This is a genomic window from Streptomyces sp. NPDC050610 (genome assembly GCF_040654875.1).
Taxonomy (GTDB): Bacteria; Actinomycetota; Actinomycetes; order Streptomycetales; family Streptomycetaceae; genus Streptomyces.
In genome coordinates, this window is the sequence record NZ_JBFAIV010000007.1 from 193,912 (window position 1) to 216,775 (window position 22,864).

Annotated in this window: 20 protein-coding genes; 6 read left to right on the forward strand and 14 right to left on the reverse strand. The window is 73.7% G+C overall.

Annotated elements, in window-relative coordinates:
- The first annotated feature begins 147 nt into the window (after positions 1-147).
- Positions 148-399, forward strand: coding sequence for a hypothetical protein (locus AB0I22_RS11630; RefSeq protein ID WP_363130531.1), 252 nt, complete (start codon positions 148-150; stop codon positions 397-399).
- 4 nt (positions 400-403) lie between these two features.
- Positions 404-781, forward strand: a complete 378-nt coding sequence (locus AB0I22_RS11635) for a toxin Doc (RefSeq protein ID WP_363130532.1) — start codon at positions 404-406, stop codon at positions 779-781.
- Positions 782-819: 38 nt separating this feature from the next.
- Here AB0I22_RS11635 and AB0I22_RS11640 read toward each other — a convergent pair whose 3' ends face one another.
- Entirely contained in the window at positions 820-1,482 is a 663-nt protein-coding gene (locus AB0I22_RS11640; RefSeq protein WP_363130533.1) for a helix-turn-helix transcriptional regulator, read from the reverse strand.
- A gap of 121 nt (positions 1,483-1,603) precedes the next feature.
- Between AB0I22_RS11640 and AB0I22_RS11645 the strand changes: the two genes are divergently transcribed.
- Positions 1,604-4,846 (forward strand): cytochrome P450, encoded by a 3,243-nt coding sequence (locus AB0I22_RS11645; protein WP_363130534.1) that lies wholly within the window; start codon positions 1,604-1,606, stop codon positions 4,844-4,846.
- On the opposite strand, the gene AB0I22_RS11650 is transcribed toward AB0I22_RS11645, so the two are convergent.
- The 6 genes from AB0I22_RS11650 to AB0I22_RS11675 are packed head-to-tail and all read right to left on the reverse strand — an operon-like array spanning position 4,831 to position 12,820.
- Entirely contained in the window at positions 4,831-5,370 is a 540-nt protein-coding gene (locus AB0I22_RS11650) for a DUF2165 domain-containing protein (protein WP_363130535.1), read from the reverse strand. The genes AB0I22_RS11645 and AB0I22_RS11650 overlap by 16 nt on opposite strands.
- A 1-nt stretch (position 5,371) precedes the next feature.
- The gene (glgX, locus tag AB0I22_RS11655; RefSeq protein WP_363130536.1) at positions 5,372-7,405 is read right to left on the reverse strand and encodes a glycogen debranching protein GlgX; all 2,034 of its coding nucleotides are present in this window, start codon (positions 7,403-7,405) and stop codon (positions 5,372-5,374) included.
- A gap of 40 nt (positions 7,406-7,445) precedes the next feature.
- Positions 7,446-8,699, reverse strand: a complete 1,254-nt coding sequence (locus tag AB0I22_RS11660; RefSeq protein WP_363130537.1) for a hypothetical protein — start codon at positions 8,697-8,699, stop codon at positions 7,446-7,448.
- Between the two features lie 56 nt (positions 8,700-8,755).
- Entirely contained in the window at positions 8,756-9,886 is a 1,131-nt protein-coding gene (locus AB0I22_RS11665; protein ID WP_363130538.1) for a cupin domain-containing protein, read from the reverse strand.
- Positions 9,887-9,937: 51 nt separating this feature from the next.
- Positions 9,938-11,737 (reverse strand): GMC family oxidoreductase, encoded by a 1,800-nt coding sequence (locus AB0I22_RS11670; RefSeq protein WP_363130539.1) that lies wholly within the window; start codon positions 11,735-11,737, stop codon positions 9,938-9,940.
- 12 nt (positions 11,738-11,749) lie between these two features.
- Positions 11,750-12,820 carry a hypothetical protein gene (locus AB0I22_RS11675; protein ID WP_363130540.1) on the reverse strand — a complete coding sequence of 357 codons (1,071 nt, stop codon included), beginning with the start codon at positions 12,818-12,820 and terminating at the stop codon, positions 11,750-11,752.
- Positions 12,821-13,031: 211 nt separating this feature from the next.
- Here AB0I22_RS11675 and AB0I22_RS11680 point away from each other — a divergent pair, with 211 nt between their 5' ends.
- Complete coding sequence (locus AB0I22_RS11680) at positions 13,032-14,354, forward strand: NAD(P)/FAD-dependent oxidoreductase (protein ID WP_363130541.1); 1,323 nt, start codon at positions 13,032-13,034, stop codon at positions 14,352-14,354.
- A 132-nt stretch (positions 14,355-14,486) separates the two neighbouring features.
- On the forward strand, positions 14,487-14,702 hold the full coding sequence (locus AB0I22_RS11685) for a dodecin (protein WP_363130542.1): 216 nt from the start codon (positions 14,487-14,489) through the stop codon (positions 14,700-14,702).
- Positions 14,703-14,738: 36 nt separating this feature from the next.
- On the opposite strand, the gene AB0I22_RS11690 is transcribed toward AB0I22_RS11685, so the two are convergent.
- The 7 genes from AB0I22_RS11690 to AB0I22_RS11720 form a co-directional block, all read right to left on the reverse strand.
- Entirely contained in the window at positions 14,739-15,692 is a 954-nt protein-coding gene (locus AB0I22_RS11690; protein ID WP_363130543.1) for an aminoglycoside phosphotransferase family protein, read from the reverse strand.
- Between the two features lie 75 nt (positions 15,693-15,767).
- The gene (locus tag AB0I22_RS11695) at positions 15,768-16,178 is read right to left on the reverse strand and encodes a universal stress protein (RefSeq protein ID WP_363130647.1); all 411 of its coding nucleotides are present in this window, start codon (positions 16,176-16,178) and stop codon (positions 15,768-15,770) included.
- Positions 16,179-16,337: 159 nt separating this feature from the next.
- A complete protein-coding gene (gene egtD, locus AB0I22_RS11700; RefSeq protein ID WP_363130544.1) occupies positions 16,338-17,342 on the reverse strand; it encodes an L-histidine N(alpha)-methyltransferase in 1,005 nt (334 codons plus the stop codon).
- Positions 17,339-18,226, reverse strand: coding sequence for an ergothioneine biosynthesis protein EgtC (gene egtC / locus AB0I22_RS11705; RefSeq protein WP_363130545.1), 888 nt, complete (start codon positions 18,224-18,226; stop codon positions 17,339-17,341). Before egtC ends, egtD begins: the two co-directional genes overlap by 4 nt.
- A complete protein-coding gene (egtB, locus tag AB0I22_RS11710; RefSeq protein ID WP_363130546.1) occupies positions 18,226-19,551 on the reverse strand; it encodes an ergothioneine biosynthesis protein EgtB in 1,326 nt (441 codons plus the stop codon). Before egtB ends, egtC begins: the two co-directional genes overlap by 1 nt.
- Complete coding sequence (egtA, locus tag AB0I22_RS11715; RefSeq protein ID WP_363130547.1) at positions 19,548-20,819, reverse strand: ergothioneine biosynthesis glutamate--cysteine ligase EgtA; 1,272 nt, start codon at positions 20,817-20,819, stop codon at positions 19,548-19,550. Before egtA ends, egtB begins: the two co-directional genes overlap by 4 nt.
- 207 nt (positions 20,820-21,026) lie before the next feature.
- Complete coding sequence (locus AB0I22_RS11720; RefSeq protein ID WP_363130548.1) at positions 21,027-21,440, reverse strand: PaaI family thioesterase; 414 nt, start codon at positions 21,438-21,440, stop codon at positions 21,027-21,029.
- A gap of 85 nt (positions 21,441-21,525) precedes the next feature.
- Between AB0I22_RS11720 and AB0I22_RS11725 the strand changes: the two genes are divergently transcribed.
- A complete protein-coding gene (locus AB0I22_RS11725; protein ID WP_363130549.1) occupies positions 21,526-22,824 on the forward strand; it encodes a cytochrome P450 in 1,299 nt (432 codons plus the stop codon).
- The last annotated feature ends 40 nt before the right edge of the window (positions 22,825-22,864 follow it).

Sequence of the window (22,864 nt, forward strand, 5' to 3'; positions counted from 1 at the left end):
CCAGGCCCGCATCCGATGGCCGGTGTTCGCGTCCGCCGGGGCCCGGCCCATTCGGGGAAACCGTGGGGAGCGCTTTCCAGTACCCGTGAATATTATCTCTGACCTGCTCTTATTGATGCTGGGGTACCCGCGCAGTACGGTGGCCCCATGCCAGCCCTGAATGTGGACTTCCCCGACCAGGAGCTCCAGGAGATCCGGGAGATCGCCCAGGAGCGCGGGATGACGATGAAGGCGTTCGTCCGCGCGTCGACGGCCGATGCCATCGCGCACCACCGGGCGCTCAAGGAGGGCGCGGAGGTCTTCCGCCGGGTCTTCAACGACCCCGACCTCGCCGCCGCCATCGCGGAGGCCGGGATAGACGACGGCCCCACCACCGGAACCTCCGGCCGGGCCGCCTGAATCCATGCTCCCGATTCTCCACATCGATGTCCGCTGGCTGCTCACGCAGCACGAGATCGCGCTCCCCGACCAGCCCGTGATCTCCGACTTCTCCGCCCTGGTCGCCGCCGTCGCCCGGCACCGCGTCGACCCGCCCCGGCTGGGCGTGGACTCCGACCCCGCCTGGCGCGCGGCCGCCCTCCTGCACACCCTCGTCCTGCTCAAGCCGCTGCCCGCGTACAACGTGCGGTTCGCCTGCGCGGTCACCATCTCCTATATGCACGCCTCGGGCGAGGGCCTCGACGACCCCTACGGCGAGCTGGTGGAGCTCACCAAGGAACTGGCGGCCGGCGCGAGCGACGTCTTCGCCGCCGCCGACCGCATCCGCTCCTGGCGGCTGTGACGGCTGTTGTACGGAAGCGGGGCCTGACGGCAGGGCCCCTACGCGCCGGGCCCCGCCTGTTCCGGAGCGGGCGGCCAGGCGTCCGTACGGAGCACCCCGAGCACGTACGCCTTCGCGACCAGCGCCGTGCGGTTGGGGACGCGCCAGCGCCGGGTCAGCCGGGTCAGGTGGTAGTTGACGCCGTCCACGGTCAGGCCGACCGCCTTGCCGACGGCGGCGGTCGTGGCGCCCGAGGCCACCAGCGCCAGCACCCGCGCCTCGACCTCGCTGACCTCGGGCACGGCGGGCGGCGGGGGTTCGGGGGCTGCCTGGAGGACCGCGAGGAGGAGCGGATAGCCCGTCGGGGACGGCTCGCCCACCGGGTCCACCATCAGTTCGCCCGCGCGCTCCGCCCCGTCCGTGCCCGAGCGCCAACGCACCGCCAGCGGATAGCGCGAGCGGCTGCCCCGCCGCACCGCCTCGATCACCCGGTCGAGTTGGGCGGGGGAGCGGGGCCGGAGCAGCCCCAGCAGGTCGCGACCCGGCAGCCGGCCGGGGACCGTGCCCCATTCGGCGGCCATCGCCCGGTTGGCGAGGACGACTTCGCCGTTGGCCCGGCACACCGCGATCGGCAGCGGGACGCGGTCGAGCAGCAGGATGAAGTGGTTGCGCCAGACGACGGTCGCCTCGTGTCCGTCCGGGGGCGGCTCGTACTCCTGCATGTCAACCGCCCCCTCATGCACCGCCGAAGGCGCCCGCGCAAGAGCGGAACGCCATAATCCACTGCACAATCATGCAGTGCCGCGGCGCGCGGCGGCCGGGCGGGGTGGCCAGGCTTGAGGCATGAGCAATGTGATCCTCGCGCACAGTGGAACGGGCCCCGGCACGGACGCCGCTACGGATACGGGCATCGGTACGGATGCGGGCATCGACCAAGAAACCGGTACGGACATCCCGCGGGTGGACGTCACCGACGCCCCCAGCGACACCCCCATCCAGCAGGCCATGGAGCTGGCCCGGCAGCACGGCCCCGTCTTCCGGCGCACCCGGCACGGGCACAGCATCCTCCTCATCTCGGACCTGGACCTGGTCGCCGAACTCGCCGACGAGGACCGGTTCGCCAAGGGCGTCGGGCCGGCGCTGGAGAACGTGCGCGAGTTCGCCGGCGACGGACTGTTCACCGCCTACAACGACGAGCCCAACTGGGCCAAGGCGCACGACATCCTGATGCCCGCCTTCGCCATGGGCTCCATGCGCGCCTACCACCCTGCCATGCTCCGCGTGGCGCGCCGCATGATCCGCGGCTGGGACGGCCGCCTCGCCGAGGGCGCCGCCGTCGAGGTCCCCGAGGACATGACACGGATGACGCTCGACACCATCGGCCTCGCCGGATTCGGCTACGACTTCGAGTCGTTCGCCCGCGACGAACCGCACCCCTTCGTCGGAGCCATGGTCCGCTGCCTGGAGTGGAGCATGCGGCGGATGGGCCGCGCGCCGGACGGCGACCACACGGCCGAGGACCAGGCGTTCCGGGACGACGCCGACTTCCTCGCGGGCGTCGTCGACGAGGTCATAGCCGCCCGTACCGCCTCCGGCGACACCTCCGCCGACGACCTGCTGGGCCTCATGCTCAGCGCCCCGCACCCCGTCGACGGCACCACCCTGGACCTCGCCAATATCCGCAACCAGGTCATCACCTTCCTCATCGCCGGCCACGAGACCACCTCCGGCGCCCTCTCCTTCGCCCTCTACCACCTGCTCAAGGACCCCGTGTCGCTGCGCCTCGTGCAGCGCGAGGCCGACGAGCTGTGGGGCGACGCGGACGAGCCCGACCCGGCCTTCGAGGACATCGGCCGGCTGCGCTTCACCCGCCAGGTGCTCAACGAGGCGCTGCGGCTGTGGCCGACGGCCTCCGCCTTCGCCCGCCAGGCCCGCGAGGACACCCTCCTCGGCGGCCGGTACCCGCTGCGCGCCGGGGAAGCCGTCACCGTCCTCACCCCCATGCTCCACCGCGACGCAAGCTGGGGCGACAACCCCGAGCTGTTCGACCCCACCCGGTTCTCGCCGGAGGCGGAGGCCGCCCGCTCGCCGCACGCGTACAAGCCGTTCGGCACGGGTGAACGCGCTTGCATCGGGCGGCAGTTCGCGCTGCACGAGGCCACCATGCTGCTGGCGCTCCTCGCCCACCGCTACCGCTTCGTCGACCACACCGACTACCGGCTGCGCATCAAGGAGACGCTCACCCTCAAGCCCGACGGCCTCACCGTGCGGCTCGTCGCCCGCACCCCCGCCGACCGCGCCGCGGTCCGCGGCGCCCTCCCGGCCGGGACCGCGGAGGCCCGTACCGACGCCGACGCCGCGAGCGGCCTGCCCACCCGCGCCCGGCAGGGCACCGGGCTCCTCGTCCTGCACGGCACCAACTACGGCACCTGCCGCGACTACGCGCAGCGCCTCGCCGACGCCGCCGCCGACCTCGGCTTCGCACCCGCCGTCGCCCCGCTCGACGCCCACGCCGGCGCGCTCCCCGCCGACCGGCCCGTCGTCATCGTCGCCGCCTCCTACAACGGCCGGCCCACCGACGACGCGGCCCGCTTCGCCGCCTGGGCCGAGCACGCCGAGGACGGCGCGGCCGACGGCGTCGCCTACGCCGTGCTCGGCGTGGGCGACCGCAACTGGGCCGCCACCTACCAGCGCGTCCCCACCCTCCTCGACGACCGCCTCGCGGCCCTCGGCGCCGCCCGGCTCCTGCCGCGCGCCGAGGCCGACGCCTCCGGCGACCTCGGCGGCGCGGTCAAGGCGTTCGCCGCGGCCCTGCGCGACGCCCTGCTGGCACGGTACGGCGACCCCGCCTCCATCGGCGCCGCCGCCGACCCCCGCGCCGACGAACCCGCGTACGCCGTCACCGAAGTGACCGGCGATCCCCTGGACGCCCTCGCCGCGCGCCACGACCTGCTCCCCATGACCGTCACCGAGGCGTACGACCTCACCGCCGCCGCCCACCCGCGCACCAAGCGGTTCCTGCGCCTCGAACTCCCCGCCGGGACCGCGTACCGCACCGCCGACCACCTCGCCGTGCTCCCCGCCAACGACCCGGCGCTCGTCGCCCGCGCCGCGGCCCTCATCGGAGCCGACCCCGAGACCGTACTGTCCGTACACGCCCGCCGCCCCGGCCGCGAAACCCTGCCCGTGGACCGGCCACTGACGGTACGTCAACTCCTGACCCGCTACGTCGAGCTCCAGGACCGGCCCACCGCCGAACAGCGCGCGATCCTCGCCGAGCACAACCCCTGCCCGCCGGAACAGGCAGCGCTCCGGGCGCTCGGCGACGACGACCCGCGCACCCTCCTCGACCTCGTCGAGGACCACCCCGCGCTGCGCGGCGCCCTGCCCTGGCCGGTCCTGCTGGAGCTGCTGCCCCCGATGCGGACCCGCCACTACTCCATCTCCTCCGCACCGGCCGACGACCCCCGCCACGCCGACCTGATGGTCTCCCTGCTGCACGCCCCGGCCCGCTCCGGCCGCGGCGACCACCGGGGCACCGGCTCCGGCCACCTCAACGCGCTGCGCCCCGGCGACACCGTCCTCGCCCGCGTCCAGCCCTGCCGCGAGGCGTTCCGCATCGACCACGGCGCACGGACCCCCGTCATCATGATCGCCGCGGGCACCGGCCTCGCCCCCTTCCGCGGCGCGGTCGCCGACCGCCGCCGCGCCGAAGCCGCCCCGGCCCTCCTCTACTTCGGCTGCGACGCACCCGACGCGGACTTCCTGCACGCGGACGAGCTCCGCGCCGCCGAAGCGGCCGGGACGCTCTCCCTGCGCCCCGTCTTCAGCGCCCGCCCCCAGGACGGCCACCGCTATGTGCAGCACCGCATCGCCGCCGAGGGCGCGGAGCTGTGGGACCTGCTGGAGGCGGGCGCCGTGGTGTACGTGTGCGGCGACGGCAGCCGCATGGCGCCCGGCGTCCGCGACGCCTTCCGGGACCTGTACGCCGAGCGCACGGGCGCGGACCGGGCGACGGCGGACGCCTGGCTGCGCGAGCTGACGGCCGCCGGTCGCTATGTGGAGGACGTCTACGCGGCGGGCTGACCGCCGGACCTGTCCCACCACTGGGGCGGCAGGTGCAGCACGACGAGGGTGAAGCCCGCCAGGATGAAGTTCCGTCCGGCGGGCTCCAGCCCGTTCCACTTCGACGACTGCCACATCGCGAACCACTCCCCGCCGATCGCGATGAACCCCGCCCCGAAGAGCAGCATCAGCATCAGGAGCCCCAGCGTGCTCAGCCGCCGGGCGCGGACGAAGCCCCCGCGCCACAGCCCGCGCACCCATAGCGCCGTGGCGGCGACGAGGGCGAGGGCGGCCAGCGTCTCCCAGGCGATGATGCCGATATAGGCGATGTCCTGCACGGTGCGCGAGTCGATCGCCCGCCACATGAGGTCGTCGTCCTTGAAGGTGGTGTCCATCGCCAGCACATGCCGTACGAAGTCACGGTTGGTGTCGAAGTCGGTGATGTTGCCGAAGGCGACGAGCGCTATGTAGAGCGCCAGCGTGCCCGTGAGCACCGTCGCCGCGACGGGCAGCGTGCCGAGCCGCCCGAGTCTCTTGATGACCATGTCAGGAAACTAGCGGTGCGGCGGCCACGAGGACAGTCCGGGGTGGCACGGCATACCGGTCGCCGGCGCTCAGCACCGCGCCGGGCGCGGGCGCGCCGTCCTCGGCGCCGGTGTCGAGGACGAGGCCGTAGCGGGCGCCGGACCGGCCGGGAACGGCGAAGTCGGCGGGCGACGTGTCCGCGTTGAGGAGCACCAGGATGTCGTCGTCCCGCACCGGGCCGCCCCGTCCGGGGACGCCGTCGCCCGCGAGCAGCAGCCCGAGGAACCGGGTCGCCGGGTCCTGCCAGCGGCCCACGGTCATGACGCGGCCGTCCCGGTCGTACCAGGCGACGTCCGGGGGCGCGCCGGACCCGGTGAGGAACGCCCGGCGCTTGAGGGCCGGGTGCGCCCGCTGAAGGCCGACGACCCGGCGTACGAACGCGGTGAACGGCTCCGGCCCCTGCGGCCAGTGGTACCAGCTCACCTCGTTGTCCTGGCAGTACGCGTTGTTGTTGCCGCGCTGCGTGCGGCCCAGCTCGTCGCCGCCGAGGAGCATGGTGACGCCCTGCGACAGGAGGAGAGTGGCGAGCAGGTTGCGGCGCTGCCGGGCGCGCAGGGCGTTGACGGCCGGGTCCTCGGTCGGGCCCTCGACGCCGTAGTTGGCGGCGCGGTCGTCGCCCGTGCCGTCCCGGTTGTCCTCGCCGTTGGCCTCGTTGTACTTGCGCTCGTACGTCACCAGGTCGGCGAGGGTCTTGCCGTCGTGGCAGGTCACGAAGTTGATGGAGGCGTCGGGGCCGCGCCGGTCGGCGGAGTAGAGGTCCGCGGAGCCCGCGAGCCGCTCGGCGAGGCCGCCGACGGCCGGCCGGCCGCGCCAGAAGTCGCGGACCGTGTCCCGGTAGCGGTCGTTCCACTCCGCCCAGCCCGGCGGGAACCGCCCCACCTGATAGCTGTCGGGCGCCCCCACGTCCCACGGCTCGGCGATGAGCTTCGTACGGCCCAGCACCGGGTCCTGGTACAGCAGGCCGAAGAACGCGGAGAGCCGGTCCACATAGCCGTGCTGGCGGGCCAGGGTGGCGGCGAGGTCGAAGCGGAAGCCGTCGACGCGCATCTCGGTGACCCAGTACCGCAGCGAGTCGAGGATCAGCCGCAGCACCTCGGGGCGGCCCGCGTTGAGCGTGTTCTGGGTGCCCGTCGTGTCGATGTAGCGGGACGGGTCGGCGGGGTCGAGCCGGTAGTAGACCTCGTTCGCCAGCCCGCGGAAGCTCAACGGCGGCCCCTCGGGCGGCCCTTCGGCCGTGTGGTTGTAGACGACGTCGAGAATCACCTCGATGCCCGCCGCGTGCAGCGCCTTGACCATCGACTTGAACTCCGCCACCTGCTGACCCCGGTCGCCCGCGGAGCTGTAGGCGCAGTGCGGTGCGAAGAACCCGACGGTGGAGTAGCCCCAGTAGTTGGTCAGTTTCAGGTCCAGCACGCGCTGCTCGGACAGGAACTGATGGACCGGCAGTAATTCCACGGCGGTCACCCCCAGCTCCGCGAGGTGCCCGACGACCGTGGGATGGGCGAGGCCCGCGTAGGTGCCGCGCAGGGCGGGCGGCACCCCGGGGTGCGTGACGCTGATCCCCTTCACATGCGTCTCGTAGAGCACCGTGTCCGCCCACGGCCGCTCCGGCGGCCGGTCGGCTCCCCAGTCGAAGGCGGTGTCGACGACCAGGCATCCCAACTGCCTTGGTGCGAGCGGGTACATGGCCTTCGCGTAGGGGTCGAGCAGCAGCCGCTCGCCGTCGAAGAACAGCCCGCGCGCGGGATCGCGGGGTCCGGACGCGCGGAAGCCGTACCGCTGACCGGGCCGCGCCTCCGGCACGTACACATGCCAGATGTCGCAGTCCGCGTCCATCGCCACCCGCCGCTCGCCGCCTCCGTCGTCGAGCAGGCACAGCACCACCTCGCCGCCGTACGCGCCGGCGGAGGAGTACACCGCGAAGTTCGTGCCCCGCCCGTCCCAGGCGGCGCCGAGCCGGTACGGGCCCGGAGTCCCCAGAGCTACGGTCTCCATCATCGAACTCCCCTCGAACCGGGCCCGCACGAGGCCGGGTTCAGTCGTAGCCGCCGAACATGAAGAGGGCGGCGCGCTGGTCCGCCGGGTTCAGCAGGCCGTGCAGCTGCCCGCCCTTCAGCAGTGCGAGATGACCGGCCGTCAGCCGCCGGACCTCGAAGCAGCGGGTGCGCGTGCCCGGGTCCGCCCAGTCGCCGATCACCATCAGGCCGTCCCCCTCCAGCATCAGGAAGACCTCCTGGTTGTCCCGGTGCCGGTGCAGCCCGATCCCGCAGGCCGGGTCCATGACGTGCAGGTCCATATAGGAGACGGCGAAGAACGGCTCGCGCTCGCCGCTCGCGTGCCCCTTGCGGCCGAACGCGTCGAGGTTGTACGGCTCCAGCGCGCGGTCCAGCTCCCCGCTGTCCGCCAGCCGCCCGTACGAACTGAACAGGTTGCGGTACTCCAGGAAGCCGAGACCGCCGTGCGGCTGCGGGCTGACGCCGACGCTCAGGAAGGCGTCCCAGCCGCGCACCCGCATCTCGAAGCCGAGCCGCACCGCGCCCTCCGCCGGGTCCGAGGCCCCCGAGCCGTCGGCGTCCGCCGTCCACCGCACGTCGACGTAGAGGGGGTTGACCGGGTGCATCGGATGCCGCGCGGAGACGGAGCGCAGGTCCTGCCCGTCGAGTCCGTCGCGGTCGAAGTCGGCCGCCCCGCCGCGGATCAGCTCGGGGCGCGGCTGGAGCAGCCCCGTGTCCAGCGAGGACTTCCCCCGCTCGCCGAGCCGCTCGCGCAGCCCGTCGCCGCCCCGGCCCCACAGCTCGACCGTGTAGAAGTCGCTCTCCTCGTCGTACGGGGCGCGCAGCCGCACCGCCTCGCCGCCGCCGACGGACACCGTCACGCCGATGGCGTCGCCGAGCCGCCCGGCCGCCTGCCACAGCCCGGAGTCCGGCCCGCCCCGGTAGCTCAGCTGGAGGAACGGGCCGCGCCAGCCGTCCGTCGCCGCCCAGCCGCGCACCGCACGGGTGTCGCCGAGCCGGAAGTCGCGGACGTTCTGCTTCTGGAAGTCGGTCTTGACGTCCTGCTCCTCGGCGGCCGTCAGGTCCTGGTCCGGCGCGCTCGGCCCGTACAGCTCCAGCCACCGCAGCGGGAAGAGGTACTGGAGCGAGTCGGCCTCGTACGCCTCGCGCTCCGCCGCCAGCCGGGAGCGCTCCACGAGCCCGAGGAGCTTGACGAGCGGGTTGGCGGCCTCGTAGTCCGGTGGCTTGCCGGGCTCCACGCGGAAGACCGCGTCGCTGTGCACGATCGTGGGCATCGGCCCTCCATGAGAGGTCGGCGAAGACAGAAGAGGTCTGCGCCAGGCGACGGCGGCTACGTGGTGTGGTAGAGGAACGCGACGAACACGAGCGGTTCGTCGAACGGATTGCGGATGCCGTGCACCCCGCCGCTCTTGGTGTAGATGACGCTCCCCGGCCGCACCGGCAGCTCCCGGCACTTGACCGGCCCCACCCCGAACACCGGCCGCTCCACCAGCGGATAGCCGTCCGTGTCCGGGGCGTCCCCGTCGCCCATGTACGCGAGTCCGGCGCCCGAGACGACGTAGTACAGCTCCTCCGAGCCGATGTGCCGGTGAGTGCCCTCCACCGCGTGCGGCGGGACGGTGACCTCGTGGAAGAAGACGAGGTCGCTGCCGAGCTCGCGCTGGAACAGCCAGCGCATCCGCACGATGTTGTCGTCGCGCCGGTCCGGATTCGACTCGTCGCTCATGGCGTTGCGGTAGTTGACGGGCTTGACGCGCGAGGAGTCCGGGATGAAGAAGCCGCGCCGGAAGTCCAGCAGGTAGTTGCTGTCGGGGACGGTGTTCTCCGGGGCGCTGGGCGTATCGGTGCGCGGCTCCTGGTGCGAACGCAGATAGGCGTTGTCCCATTGGGGTTCGCGCAGCCGCTGCCCTGTCGGATACACCACGCCGTCCTCGCGGAACGCCACGGCCACCTCGCGGACCCGGCCGAGCAGCGGCGAGAGCGCCGGCACCCGGGTGATGGGCGCGTCCCGCCCCATCAGCGGCAGCACCCGCAGATCGTGCGGCGTGCCCTCCGGCGGCTCCAGGGTCTCCCAGATCTCGACCGCGTACGCGCCGATCACCGGGTCCCAGTGCAGCGTGACCACCGCCTCCGCCGGGGCCCCCGCGTCGTCCCCGGTCACCCGCACCCACGCCTTCGTACGGGGCCCGAGCCGCCGCCCGAACTCGCGGGCCTGCTCGACGAGCCGGAGGCCGGAGTACTCGATCCGCAGCATCGGGCAGAGCCTGCTCCCGCCGAGGTAGACGTCGCCCTTGATGGCCGTGCCGTCCGCCGAGCCGCGCACCTCCGCGACGTAGTAGCGGTAGCGCGAGGACCGCGTCGCGTTCAGATACCGGGCGTGGTAGATGCGGTCGGGGTAGAAGACGACCCGGAAGATCTCGTTCTCCGGGTGGGTGTAGACCTGATCGAAACGGCTGTCCATTCAGCGCCTCCCGCCCATCACAGCCCCCTGCTCATCAGCGCCGCCCGCTCATCACAGCCGCCCCAGCAGGGCGTCGCCGACCCGGAACGAGTTGGCCTCGATCGTGAGCGTCGGGTTGCCGCTCCCGGACGTCGGCATGAACGCCCCGTCCGTCACATAGAGGTTGTCGAAGTTCCAGGCCCGGCAGTCCGCGTCGAGCACCGAGTCCCGAGGGTCGGCGCCGAACCGCGCGCCGCCCAGCACATGGTTGGCGATCCGCACCACGGAGGCGCCCACCGAGCCCGAGCTGACGTCCTTCACCTCGCCGCCGTTCTCCAGGATCGCCCGGCACCGGTCGGCGAGCACGTCCATCAGCGCGCGGTCATGGCTGTGCCAGGTCTTGATGATGTACGCGACCGGTCGGCCCCACTTGTCCTTGACGTGCGGGTGCAGCTCGACGCGGTTGGCGCGCTGCGGCACCTGGTTGGCCATGAACGCCAGCGACAGCCGCCGCCCGAACCCCGCGTCCAGGTAGTCCTCGAAGCCGTTGCCGAGAATGCCCGTGTCGTAGAGGTAGCCCTTCCACATGTCGTCCATGTCCATCGCGTGCCAGGTGCGCGCCAGCGAGATCGGCAGGGCCCCGTCCGAGGTGTTGTTGTAGATCACGCCGCCCGCCCACAGCCCTTGCTCGCGAAACCACTCGGGCCGCGCGCAGTGGTCGGTGGCCCAGTCGGAGTCCAGCGTCCGGGACTTGTCGGCGCGCGTCGGCACGGCGCACTGGGCGCCGCCGAAGCAGTGCGTGAGGAAGTACGCGCCGAGCAGCCCGTTCCCGTTCATCCGCCGCTCGAAGGCGGGGTCGGCCGCGCCCGACAGGAGCAGCAGCCGCACCGACTCCACCGCCGAGCACGCCACGACGACGACCTGCGCCGAGACCGTACGGGCCGCGCCGCCCGGATCGCGGTAGTGCACCCTGGTGACCTTCGCGCCCTCGGCCTCCAGATGCGTGACACAGCAGTTCGCGCGCAGCTCGAACCCCCGGCCGTCCGCGCGCAGCGGGGCCAGCAGCGACACCCACGTATTGGACTTGAGCCCCAGCGGATCGCCGTACCGGTTCACGAACGCCGTCTTGATCGACTCCCGGTCCGCCGGCACCGTACGGCCGCTCGGCGCGTGGTCCTCGGTGATCACGGCGAGCGGCGTGCGGTAGCGGCGCATGCCGAGCGCGTCCATCCCGGCCGCCGCGTACACGCTGATCGGGTTGGGCGCCAGCGGCGGCTGGTAGTGGTCGGCCGACGCCGTCTTGGCCTGGCCCTCCCAGGTGCCGTTGACGCCGATGAGCCGCTCGGCGCGCCCGTAGTACGGCTCCAGCTCCGCGTAGTCCACCGGCCAGTCGCGGGCCTCGCGCACCACGTCACCGCCCGGGTCCGCCCGCAGATCCGACCGGCCCTCGTTGAACGAGCGCAGCCGCAGGTCCTCCGGCGTGAACCGGGGCGAGACCCCGCCGTAGAGCTGGGTGCCGCCGCCCACCACCTGCGCCGTGTATCCCTCGATGGTGACCCGGTCCCGCCCGTCGCCGTCCCGGTAGACATGCGGCTCGTCGTTGAGGTCCGGCTCCACATGGCTGGAGAAATAGGACTCGCCCGTATTGGCCACGCCCCGCACGGTGATCCGCTTCTCCGCGCCGGTCGCGAACGACTCGTCGCGCTTGAAGTCGCTCAGCCCGTCCGGGCTCTGCGCCTGGGTGCGCAGCAGCGGCCCCTTCTCCAGCACGAGCACCTGATGCCCCGCGCGTACGAGCGTATGGGTCAGCGGCGCGCCGCCCGCGCCGCTCCCGATGACGACGACCTCGACATGCTCCGTCTCCTGCCGCACGTTCCCGCCCCCTCAGCCGCGGTAGTCGGGGCTGTGCCCCAGCGGCTCCTCCACGGCACGTCGCCAGTCGAAGAGCGTGTCACCGGCCGCGTCGCGGAACCGGCTCTCCAGATACATCCAGCCCGCCGCACCGGAATTGCCGCCGTGCCGCGGATGCGCGAAGGCGCCGGTCATCGCGTGCCGTCGTAGCAACAGCAGGAAATACCGGGGACTTCGATAACGGTCGTAATCCCAGCCGTCCACCCGCTCGGCCGCCATCTGCGCGTAGAGATCCGCGTACAGCTCCGGCGGAGCGGCCGCGGGATCCAGCCCGCCGAACCGCGACCGCAGCACATCGCCGACGATGTCCAGGCAGATGTGGTAATCGACCGCGTGATGCTGCTCCTGCCGCGATATGACCTTGTCGATGTAATTGACCGTGCCGACTTCCTCGTCCAGCTGATAGGAGAGCGGGAACTCGGCGCCCCGCGCGCCCCGGTCGATCGACTCGTACACCTCCCGGACGAACCGCCGGTTCTCCTCCAGCCGGAACGGCAGCAGGTGCCGCACCAGCCGCCCGAGCAGCTCCCGCTCGCCGCGGCCCAGCGCCAGCGGCACCGAGCACGCGTCGGTGAACAGCCGCGACCACGTACGGCCGTTGTCCGCGACCGTCTGCTGCGGGTTGACCGGATCGAGGACGTACGCGCCGTCGACCGCGAACTTGTACTGGTGCACCTGCCCCTTGGCGATGCGCACCGTGGCGGCGAAGAACCCCGTCGGCCGCCGGGCGAAGTGCACCGGCCGCAGCGGCACCAGCATGTGCAGCGGCGCGAAGGTGCCCACCACCGAGACCGCCTCGGGGGCCGCGGCACGGCCGTCGTACACGAACGTCACATCGTTGAAGGCGAACGACGTACGGGCGCCGATTCCGTCCCAGTGCGTGTCGACGACCGGGAAACGCCACGCCTCGCACACCGCGGCCCGCGGGTCCCGAGGCCCGTACTGGCCGAAATCATGGCGGGCGTCGAAACTGTCCCGCGCGAGATATTTCGTGCAGTGATTCAGAACGTATTGATCGTCCTTCTCGATGATCTCGACTTTCACCGCGGCCCCCCGAGCGATGCGACGATCAGGCGTCACCGACGCTGGAATGCCAATGAAAGTATTCCCGGTCCGGGGGCTTGTCCACGGCAGCGGTGCGAAGCGATGAACCGGACGGATGGCGTCCATGGGTTTGGCCCCGCCGTACGGGGTACTTGTGGCGTTCTCGACCGTATCGTCACCCCGGTCGCCGTCCCCCTGGTTGGAGCCGATCGTGAGCCGAGCCCGCATCGTCATCGTCGGAGCCGGGTTCGCCGGCTACCAGGCCGCCCGCGCCCTGTCCCGCTCCGCGCGCGGCGCGGCCGAGATCGTGCTGGTGAACCCCACCGACTACTTCCTGTACCTGCCCCTGCTGCCGGAGGTCGCGGCCGGGGTGCTGGAGCCGCGCCGTGCCACCGTCTCCCTGACCGGCACCCTCAAGCACGTCCGCCTCGTCCTGGGCCAGGTCGGCCGGGTGGACCTCGCCGAGCGCCGGATCGGCTACACCGACCCCGAGGGCCGCCGCGGCGAAATCGGCTACGACCGGCTCGTACTGAGCGTCGGCAGCGTCAGCAAACTGCTGCCGGTGCCCGGCGTCGCCGAACACGCCCACGGCTTCCGCGGCCTGCCCGAGGCGCTCTACCTACGCGACCACATGACCCGCCAGATCGAACTGGCGGGCTCGGCCGCCGCGCCGCGCGAACGCGCCGCCCGCACCACGTTCGTGGTGGTCGGAGCGGGCTACACCGGCACCGAGGTGGCCGCGCACGGCGCCATGCTCACCGAAGCCCTCGTCCGCCGCAGCCCGGCCCTGCGCGAGGACCGCATCCGCCCCCGCTGGCTGCTCGTCGACATCGCCCCGCGCGTCCTGCCCGAACTCGACGAGCACCTCTCCCGCACCGCCCACCGCGTGCTGCGCAAACGCGGCGTGGAGATCCGCACCGGCGCCTCGGTCAAGGAGGCGACGGCCGACGGCGTCCGGCTCGACGACGGCGACTTCGTCGAGACCCGGTCGCTGATCTGGTGCGTGGGCGTACGGCCCGACCCGCTCGTCGCCGGGCTCGGGCTGCCCACCGAACGCGGGCGGCTCTGCGTGGACGAGTATCTGACGGTCCCCGGCCACCCGGAGGTCTTCGCCTGCGGGGACGCCGCCGCCGTGCCGGACGCGACCCGGCCGGGCGAGTACACCCCGATGACCGCGCAGCACGCCCAGCGCCAGGGCCGGGCCGTCGCCCGCAACGTCGCGGCCTCCCTCGGCCGCGGCGCCCGCCTCCCGTACCGCCACCACGACCTCGGCTTCACCGTCGACCTCGGCGGCGCGCAGGCCGCCGCCAACCCCCTGCACGTGCCGCTCTCCGGGCCGCTCGCCGGGGCCGTCACCCGCGGCTACCACCTGCTGGCGATGCCCGGGAACCGGGTCCGGGTCGCCGCCGACTGGCTGCTCGAATCCGTCCTGCCCCGGCAGGGCGTCCAGCTGGGCCTGGTGCGCTCCGGCTCCGTACCCCTGGACAGCGAGTCGCCCGAACTGCCGCGGGTGCCGGCGGACGGCCCCCGCTGACCGTCCCGCCGACGTCGCCCGGCCGACGCGCGCCTCGCGAGCCCGGCCGGTGCTCGCCTCGCGGGCCCGTGCCCGCTGGGGCACCGTGGAATGAGCCCCACCGTCCTGCCCGACCGTGAGAGGGAGAGACCCATGTCAGGCCACACCTACCGGGTGACCGAGATCGTCGGCACATCGCGGGAGGGCGTCGACGACGCCATCCGCAGCGGCGTCGCCCGCGCCTCGCAGACGCTGCGCGGACTCGACTGGTTCCAGATCACGGAGGTCCGCGGGCACATCGTGGACGGCGACATCGAGCACTACCAGGTCGGCCTGAAGGTCGGCTTCCGCCTGGAGGACGACTCCTGAACCGGCGGCCCTTTCCGCCAGGGCCCGCCGAGCGGCTCAGGCCAGCGCGGGCCACGGCGGGGGCGGGCCGGCGGCGAAGAAGCGCAGCAGCCCCAGCAGACGACTGGCCGGCGGCGCGGTCCAGTGCCGCTCGCCGGGCCTCGGCACGGGGTCCGGCAGCCGGCCGAGCGCCCACGTGAGGTGGTGCCACAGGACACGCGCCTCCCAGTCCCCCTGCCCCGCCGGCTCCCCGGCCTCCTGCCGGTAGCCGTCGAGCATGGCCGGTACGCCGCCCAGCGGGATCTTCGCGAACTCCGCGGCGGGGTCCGCCCACATGGCGTCGCCCCAGTCCACGACGGCGCTCAGCCGGGCCGGCGAGGCAGCGACGAGAAGGTTCTGCGGAGCGATGTCGCCGTGCAGCAGGACGCGGGGCGGGTCGGCGGGCAGCCGGGCCGCGAGCCGGCCGAACCAGCCGGTGAGCCAGCGCGCGGTCCCCGAGTCGAGCCACCCGCCGTCGAGGAGCCGGGCGACCAGCAGCCGGGGGTCCTCGGGGGCGTCGTCCACAGGGACACCGGGCAGCTCATCCCGTTCCGGCGACTGCCGGTGGAGCTTGGCCAGCTCCCGCCCGACCTGGCGCAGGACGCGGTGCGCCTCGGATTCCGGCAGCGCGAGTACGGACATGTCCCGGCCCGCGGCGCGGCGGACGACCATGTGCGGCACGTCGGTCTCGGACCCGTCGCCGTCCTCGAAGGCGACGATCTCCGGGGTGCGCACACCCGCGGCGCGCGCGACGGGGACGACCTCGGCCTCCTTGCGCAGACCGGCGGCGGCTTCCCGCGTTCGCGGCATCCGCAGCACCAGCCCGTCCCCGAGCAGGAAGACGCGGTTGGCGCCCCCGGAGGGGAGGGCGCGCACCTGGCCGGCGGGGACGCCGTACCGGGCGGCGAGCGCCGTCGCCGCCCCGGGGCCCGTAGCGGTGTCGTCCGGCGCCGATTCGTCAGCCGATTCCATGACCGGCCATCCTGACGGCCCCACGGCGGCCCCGAAAGCGAATATCGGGATGCCGCCGGGGGCCTGCCCGGAGGGCTACGGAACCACCGTGACCGGCCAGCGGCCCGCCTTCACGAGCCGGACCGCCACCGAGCCGATGATGCGGTGCCCCGCCTGCTCCGACGCGCCGACGATCACGGCGTCCGCCCTGAGGTCGTCGGCCGCCTGCACCAGGCCGGTGTACGGGTCGCCGCGGAATGTGTGGAACTCCCAGCGCACATCCCATATGCCGCGCAGCCGCTCCGTCGAGGCGCGGATCTCCGCCATCAGCTCCTCCGCGACCTCCTCCGTCGTCTCCACGACCGCGGCACCCAGCGCCGCGCCCGACGCCAGCACCGGCTGTACGTACACGATCGCGAGCAGCGCGTTCTGCCGCCTGGCGAGCCCCGAGGCGTACGCGGCGGCCCGCCAGGAGGAATCGGAGCCGTCCACCCCGGTGACGATCACCTTCGGGCCGTCCGTGCCGCGCTCGAACCCCGCGGGCGCCCGGTCCGTCCCGTCGTCGGCCTCGTTGTGCTGGTCCTTCTCGTCCTTCACTGACCTTCGCCTCGCGTCATCCTCGTTACGACCCTGGGGGAGAGGCTAGCGGGCCGGACGTGCTCATGATCACCTGCCCCCGCGCTGGGCGGCGGACGCGGGCTCCGGCGCCGGGACCGGCACCGCCAGGCAGAGCGCGAAGCGGTCCGCGTGATCGGTCCACCAATGGGTGAGCTCCATCCCCGCCGCCGCCAGTTCGGCCCGTACGCCGGCCCGGCGGAACTTCGCCGACACCTCCGTGCGCAGCTCCTCGCCCGCTTCGAAGGCCACCGCGAGGTCGAGCGCGGGGATCTTGACGGTGACGGCGGACCGGGCCCGCAGCCGCATCTCGATCCACTCGTGCTCCGGGTCCCAGAGCGCGACGTGGTCGAAGCCGCCGGGGTCGAAGTCGGCGCCCAGCTCGCGGTCGATGACGGCCAGGACGTTCTTGTTGAAGGCCGCGGTGACGCCCTCCGGATCGTCGTACGCGCGCACGAGCACCCGCTCGTCCTTGACCAGGTCCGTGCCGAGCAGCAGCGCGTCACCGGGCTCCAGCGCGGCCCGTACGGACGCCAGGAACGCCGCCCGCTCGGGCGGCAGCAGATTGCCGATGGTGGAGCCGAGGAACGCCAGCAGCCGCGGCCCCGGCGTCCCGGGCAGCTCCAGCCGGTGCTGGAAGTCGGCGACCAGGGCGTGCACGGACAGCCCGGGGTGGTCCGCGAGCAGCGCGCGGGCGGCGCCGTCGAGCGCGCTCTCGCTGACGTCCACGGGCACGTAGTGGTCCAGCCCGGTCAGCGCCCGCAGGAGGTGGCGGGTCTTCTCCGAGGAGCCGGAGCCCAGCTCGACGAGGGTGCGGGCGCCGGTCGCCGCCGCGATGTCACCGGCCCGGACGAGGAGGATCTCCCGCTCGGCGCGGGTCGGGTAGTAGGCGGGCAGCCGGGTGATCTGATCGAACAGCTCGCTGCCGCGGGCGTCGTAGAACCACTTCGGCGGCAGCTGTTTGGGCTCGCGGGTCAGCCCGTCGGCGACGTCCGCGCGCAGGGCGGCGGCGGTCGCGTCGGCGGGCAGTGCGCGGGTCAGGGCGAACGGGCTCACGGGCAGGGCTCCTTGAGCGGGGTCAGCAGGACGTCGGTGCGGGAGGCGGTGAGCAGGGTGCGGTCCGGCACCTCGTGCCAGCGCGGATCGTCGTCGTACGGCTCGGAGGCGACGACCACCCGCTGCCCCGGCCCGCCGACCGCCGGGCCACGGGCCATGGGTCCGCGGGCCGTCGGACCGGCGGCCGTGGGCTCGGGGGCCGGCAGAGCAGAGGCCCGGTCGTCGGTCCGCGGGGCGTCGGTGCGGCGGCGGCCGGGAGCGGCGGCGGCCAGATACCAGAGCGTGTCGCCCCACGCCGTCGCCGTGATGGTCTCGCCATCGGTGACCAGCAGGTTCAGGCGCGAGCCGGGCGCGGCCGCGGCGAGGGCCGCGACCGTCTCCGTCAGGGCTTCGGCGGCCGTGTCCCCGCCGTTCAGCCGGTGCCGCACGAGTGCCCATACGAACGCGGAGTCGCAGCGCGCGGCCAGCCCCAGCAGCTCGGCGGCGGGCAGCCCCGCCGCGAGCCGCGCGGCGGAATCGGGCCACCCCAGCAGCGCGCCGTTGTGGCTGAACAGCCAGGGGCCGTCCGCGAACGGCGCTGCCGCCGCCTCCCCGTCCGCGCCCGCCTCGGTCGCGTCCCGCACGGCGCCGAGCAGCGCCCCGCTCCGCACGACCCGCGCCAGGTCCATGACCGACAGGTCCGCCCAGATCGGCCCGGACCTGCGGTACCGCGCGGGCACGGGGTCCCCGGGCGCGTACCAGCCGACCCCGAATCCGTCCGCGTTCACGGTCCCGTACCGCTGCCGGCGTGGGGCCCACGACTGCTGGTAGAGGGAGTGCGGGGGGCGCGTCAGCACCTCGCCGAGCGCGATCTCCGGCCCCAGATAGGCCAGGTGACGGCACATCAGAGGGCCTCCGCGTCGCGCGCCGTGCGGAACCCCGAGAAGATCTGGCGGCGCACCGGCAGATCCCAGTTGCGGAACGTGCCGCGGCAGGCGACGGCGTCGACGGCGAAGGAACCGCCGCGCAGCACCTTGTGGGAGTCGCCGAAGAAGACCTCCGAGTACTCCCGGTAGGGGAAGGCCCGGAACCCCGGGTACGGCAGGAAGTCGCTGGACGTCCACTCCCATACGTCGCCCATCAACTGCCTTACACCCAAAGGCGACTGGCCCCGCTCGTAGGCGCCCACTGGCGCCGGGCGCAGATGGCGCTGCCCGAGGTTCGCGTGCTCGGGGCCCGGGTCGGCGTCCCCCCACGGATAGCGGCGGGAGTCGCCGGTGGCCGGATCGTGCCGGGCCGCCTTCTCCCACTCGGCCTCCGTGGGCAGCCGGCGGCCCGCCCACCGGGCGTACGCGTCGGCCTCGTACCAGCTCACATGCAGCACCGGCTCGTCCGGCGGTACGGGCTCCACGACCCCGAACCGCCGCCGCACCCAGCCGCCGCCCTCGCGGCGCCAGAACAGCGGCGCGGCCAGCCGGTGCCGGCGCACCTGCGCCCAGCCCTCGGGCCGCCACCAGCGCGGGTCCGCGTACCCGCTGTCCTCGATGAAGCGCAGGTACGCGCCGTTGGACACCGGCAGCGTGTCGATGTGGAAGGCGGGCACGAAGCGCCGGTGGGCGGGGCGCTCATTGTCCAGCGCCCACGGCTCGGCGGAGGTGCCCATCATGAACGGGCCCCCCTCCACCCGCACTTCGGACGGCAGCAGCGCCGTGGAGGCGGGGGAGGGCGGCGGCTCGGGCGCACTCAGCGCGGCGGGCCCGCGGCGCAGCTGATGGGTGATCAGCATGGTCTCGTCGTGCTGCTGCTCGTGCTGCGCGACCATGCCGAACGCGAAAGCCGCGTCCAGCAGGGGACGGCCGTGCAGCGGGGTCCGGGCCAGCACGTCCAGCACCCGGTCGCGTACGTCCGCCGCGTAGCCGCGCGCCTCGTCGGGCGGCAGCAGCGGCAGCGAGGGGCGCTCCGCGCGCGGGTGCTCGAAGGCGTCGTACACGGAGTCGATCTCCGGGCGCAGCGCGTCCTGACCGCCGACGGCGCGCAGCAGCCACAGCTCCTCCTGGTTGCCGATATGGGCCAGGTCCCAGACGAACGGCGACATCAAGGGCGAGTGCTGGGCGGTGAGTTCGTGTTCGTCGACACAGCCCGTGAGGGCGCGGGTGCGTTCGCGCGCGGCGGTCAGCGCCGCCACGGCGCGCCGCCGCAGCGGGCCGGGGTCGATTTCCGGGGCGGTCATCGGGATATCTCCTCGCCGGTAGCGGTCTCCAGCAGGTCGTCGGCCGGACATCGGCGGCACGCCACGTACCGGTCGGTGAACTCGGCGACGGCGCGCCGCACCCGCTGCGGTGCGCCGAGGCGGGGCAGCGCCTCCTCCGCCGCGGCGAAGCAGCCCACGGCGGCGGCGTGCAGCTCGGGGTCGGCGAGCCCGTCCCGGGCGGCGGTCAGCCACAGCGGATTGCCGGGCGCGGGCAGTGAACCGGCCGTGTCGCCCAGGGGTTTGACGGTCCGGTAGGCGGTCTCGGCGGCGATCGGGTCGTCGAAGAGCGCCGCGGTCACGGCGAGCGGCACCAGCCAGCCGTCGTCGCCGGGCTGCGCGTCGATCATGCGCAGTTCGAGATGGCCGCGCGGCCGCACCGGCGGGAAGAGCGTCGTCAGGTGGTAGGCGAGGTCGTCCTCCGTGGGCGGCCGGGGCCGCCCGCCGCGCGCCCAGGCGCGGAAGGACAGCGCCTCGGGCAGCTCCCAGGGCCCGTCGTCGGCCCGTACGCACATCACCGGCGCGTCGAGCGCGTACGCCGTCCACGCCGCCCGCGGATCGGCGCAGTCGTCGGGCGGCGCGAGGATACGGCCGGGGTCGAGCTGCGCCCACGTCGCCTGCCGGGCCGAACGCCAGCCCGTCGGGCGGCCCAGATGCAGCGGCGAATTCGCGAACGCGGCCACCAGGACCGCGCCCAGCAGATGCGCCAGCCGCCAGCGCCGCCCGAAGCCGAGCGGGCCGGGCTCCTCGTGGCCCGCGTCCACGCAGACCTGCACGGAGGCGGTGCGGCTCATCATGGTCCGCCCGGCCGGTCCCCGCCGGTCGAAGTAGGACTCCATGGCGTCGTAGCGCGCCTCGCGCAGCAGGCGGTACGGCGGGTGCCAGGGGTCCTTGCCGTGTCCGGCGAGCGCGATCCCGAAGTCGCCCAGCGCGTCCCGGGTGAGGGCGAGGTCATGGGCGGTGTCCGCCACGCAGGCGGTGAGGGATTCGGCGGGCAGCGAGCTGAGCTCCAGCTGGCCGCCGGGCTCGAAGGTGAGCGCCGATCGCAGCGGCAGAGTGCGGGCCCGGGCGGCGGCCGCCCTCAGCCGGGCCGGGGCGACGGGGCGCAACGGATCGTGCAGGTCGTGCAGGAGCCATTCGAGTTCGACCCCGACCCGGCGCGGCGGCCCGGTCTTGAAACAGATACCGCGCACGAGATCCTCGGACTCGGTCTCCGTGACGGCTCGCGCGGTGTGCTGGCTGTGCGGCATGACCTGTGCCTCCCGTCCACTGCTGCCGCGACTTCCGTCGCGCCGGGCGTGGTGCTCCGTACCACCTAAGCCACTGCGGGCCCTCGGCTCAAGGGGGCCGAGGGCAAGATCCAGCCGCCCGGAGCCGAGCCCTGGACTGCCCGGAGCCGCGCCCGGGACCGCCCGAAGAGGCCCCGCACCGGCCCGGCCGCCCGGGTCGCGGCCGGGTCATCCGGCGATGGCGTACACGGCCGTGGCGTGCGCGGCCGGCTCGTCCCGGCCCTGCGGGGTCAGCGTAATGTCGGCGAACGCCAGCCGCCGCCCGAGCTTGGTGACACACGCCCTGACCAGCACATCCGTCCCGGTGACCGGGCGCTGGAAGGTGATGGACTGCTGGACGGTGGTCATCGGCCCGAACCCGCCGCGGGCGGCCGACACGGCGATCACGACAGCCGTGTCGGCGGCGGCCATCAGCGCCTGCCCGGACAGCGCGCCGCCCTCCCGCGCCAGCGCGTCCGACCAGGGCAGCCGCAGCACCGCATGGCGCTCGCCCGTCTCCGTCACGGTCAGCCCCAGCTCCCGTACCCACGGGGCGAAATTGTCGGCGAGGATCGTGGCGGCGGCTTCGTTCGTCAGCGTCATCGCGCCATTGTGGCCACCTCTCGACGCGACTTCCAGGACACGCCGTTCTTGACGCCGCCACCAGGGCACGCCGTACGGTCGCGGCGTGAGTGCCGACGACGTGTTCGCGCCCGAGACGTACGCCCGCGGCGTGCCCTACGACCTCTTCCGGGAGCTGCGGGCCACGGCCCCGGTGTGCCGCGTCGAGGAGCCCGCCAGCGGGCCCTGGCCGGCCGGCGCCGGGTTCTGGGCCGTCTTCCGGCACGCCGACGTCCGGCACGTGCTGCGCACCCCCGAGGACTACTCCTCGCACCTCGGCGCCACCCAGATCCGCGACCCCGACACCCCCGCCGACCTGGCGTTCGTCCGGGCCATGATGCTCAACCAGGACCCGCCCGGACACGCGCGGCTGCGGCGGATCGTCGCGGCGTCCTTCACGCCGCGCGCCGTGCGCGAGCTGGAGCAGGCCATCGAGGCGCGGGCGCACGCGCTGATCGACGGCGTCGCGGCGCGCGGCGGAACCGACTACGTGGAGCTGGCCGCCGATCTGCCGGTGTGGACGCTCGCCCATGTTCTGGGCGTGCCGGAGCGCGACCGGCGGCTGCTGTTCGACTGGTCCAGCCGGGTGATCGGCTATCAGGACGATGAGTACGCAGGGTACGCGGCGCACGGCGGGGGCGGCGCGGACGGGCTCAGCGAAATGGGGCGCGCTGCCGTCGCGGTACGCCCGGCGCTCCGAGCCCGGCCGGACGGGAGCGCGGTCAACCCCCGCTCGCGCGCGGCGCTCGCCGACATGTTCGCGTACGCGCACGCGCTGGCCGAGGCGCCCCGGCCCGGCAGCGTGATGGCGCACATGCGGGAGGGCGGGCTGAACCGGGAGGAGTTCGAGAACATGTTCTTCCTCTTCGCGGTGGCCGGGAACGAAACGCTGCGCAACGGCATTCCGGGGGCCCTGCTGACCCTCCTAGATCACCCGGAGCAGTGCGCCCGGTTCGTGCGGGAGCCCGCGCTGACCGACTCCGCCGTCGAGGAACTGCTGCGCTACTGGCCGCCCGTGATGGACTTCCGGCGCACCGCCGCCCGCGACGTCGAACTGGGCGGCGTACGCATCCGGCGCGGCGAGAAAGTCGTCGTCTACCACGCCTCCGCCAACCGCGACGAGACCGTCTTCCCCGACCCCGACCGCTTCGACATCACCCGCGCCCCCGGCCCCCACGTCAGCTTCGGCCACGGCCCGCACCTGTGCCTCGGCGCGCACCTCGCGCGCGTACAGCTGCGGGCCATGCTGCGCGCCACCCTGGAGCGGCTGCCCGGACTCGAACGGGCGGGGGAGCCCGTCCGGCTGTCCTCCAACTTCCAGAACGGGCTCAAGCACCTGCCCGTCAGCTGGCGAACGGCCGCCTGACCCGGGCCGCCCCCGATACGGCTGGCGGAACGGCGGGTCG

Bases quoted from the DNA above. Each gene is read 5' to 3' on its own strand.
- AB0I22_RS11660 (WP_363130537.1), bottom strand. From the start codon at position 8,699: ATGCCCACGATCGTGCACAGCGACGCGGTCTTCCGCGTGGAGCCCGGC.
- AB0I22_RS11650 (WP_363130535.1), bottom strand. From the start codon at position 5,370: ATGGTCATCAAGAGACTCGGGCGGCTCGGCACGCTGCCCGTCGCGGCG.
- AB0I22_RS11685 (WP_363130542.1), top strand. From the start codon at position 14,487: ATGTCAGGCCACACCTACCGGGTGACCGAGATCGTCGGCACATCGCGG.
- AB0I22_RS11640 (WP_363130533.1), bottom strand. From the start codon at position 1,482: ATGCAGGAGTACGAGCCGCCCCCGGACGGACACGAGGCGACCGTCGTC.
- AB0I22_RS11635 (WP_363130532.1), top strand. From the start codon at position 404: ATGCTCCCGATTCTCCACATCGATGTCCGCTGGCTGCTCACGCAGCAC.
- AB0I22_RS11690 (WP_363130543.1), bottom strand. From the start codon at position 15,692: ATGGAATCGGCTGACGAATCGGCGCCGGACGACACCGCTACGGGCCCC.
- egtA (WP_363130547.1), bottom strand. From the start codon at position 20,819: ATGCCGCACAGCCAGCACACCGCGCGAGCCGTCACGGAGACCGAGTCC.
- AB0I22_RS11720 (WP_363130548.1), bottom strand. From the start codon at position 21,440: ATGACGCTGACGAACGAAGCCGCCGCCACGATCCTCGCCGACAATTTC.
- AB0I22_RS11630 (WP_363130531.1), top strand. From the start codon at position 148: ATGCCAGCCCTGAATGTGGACTTCCCCGACCAGGAGCTCCAGGAGATC.
- AB0I22_RS11645 (WP_363130534.1), top strand. From the start codon at position 1,604: ATGAGCAATGTGATCCTCGCGCACAGTGGAACGGGCCCCGGCACGGAC.
- glgX (WP_363130536.1), bottom strand. From the start codon at position 7,405: ATGGAGACCGTAGCTCTGGGGACTCCGGGCCCGTACCGGCTCGGCGCC.
- egtC (WP_363130545.1), bottom strand. From the start codon at position 18,226: ATGTGCCGTCACCTGGCCTATCTGGGGCCGGAGATCGCGCTCGGCGAG.
- egtB (WP_363130546.1), bottom strand. From the start codon at position 19,551: ATGACCGCCCCGGAAATCGACCCCGGCCCGCTGCGGCGGCGCGCCGTG.
- AB0I22_RS11665 (WP_363130538.1), bottom strand. From the start codon at position 9,886: ATGGACAGCCGTTTCGATCAGGTCTACACCCACCCGGAGAACGAGATC.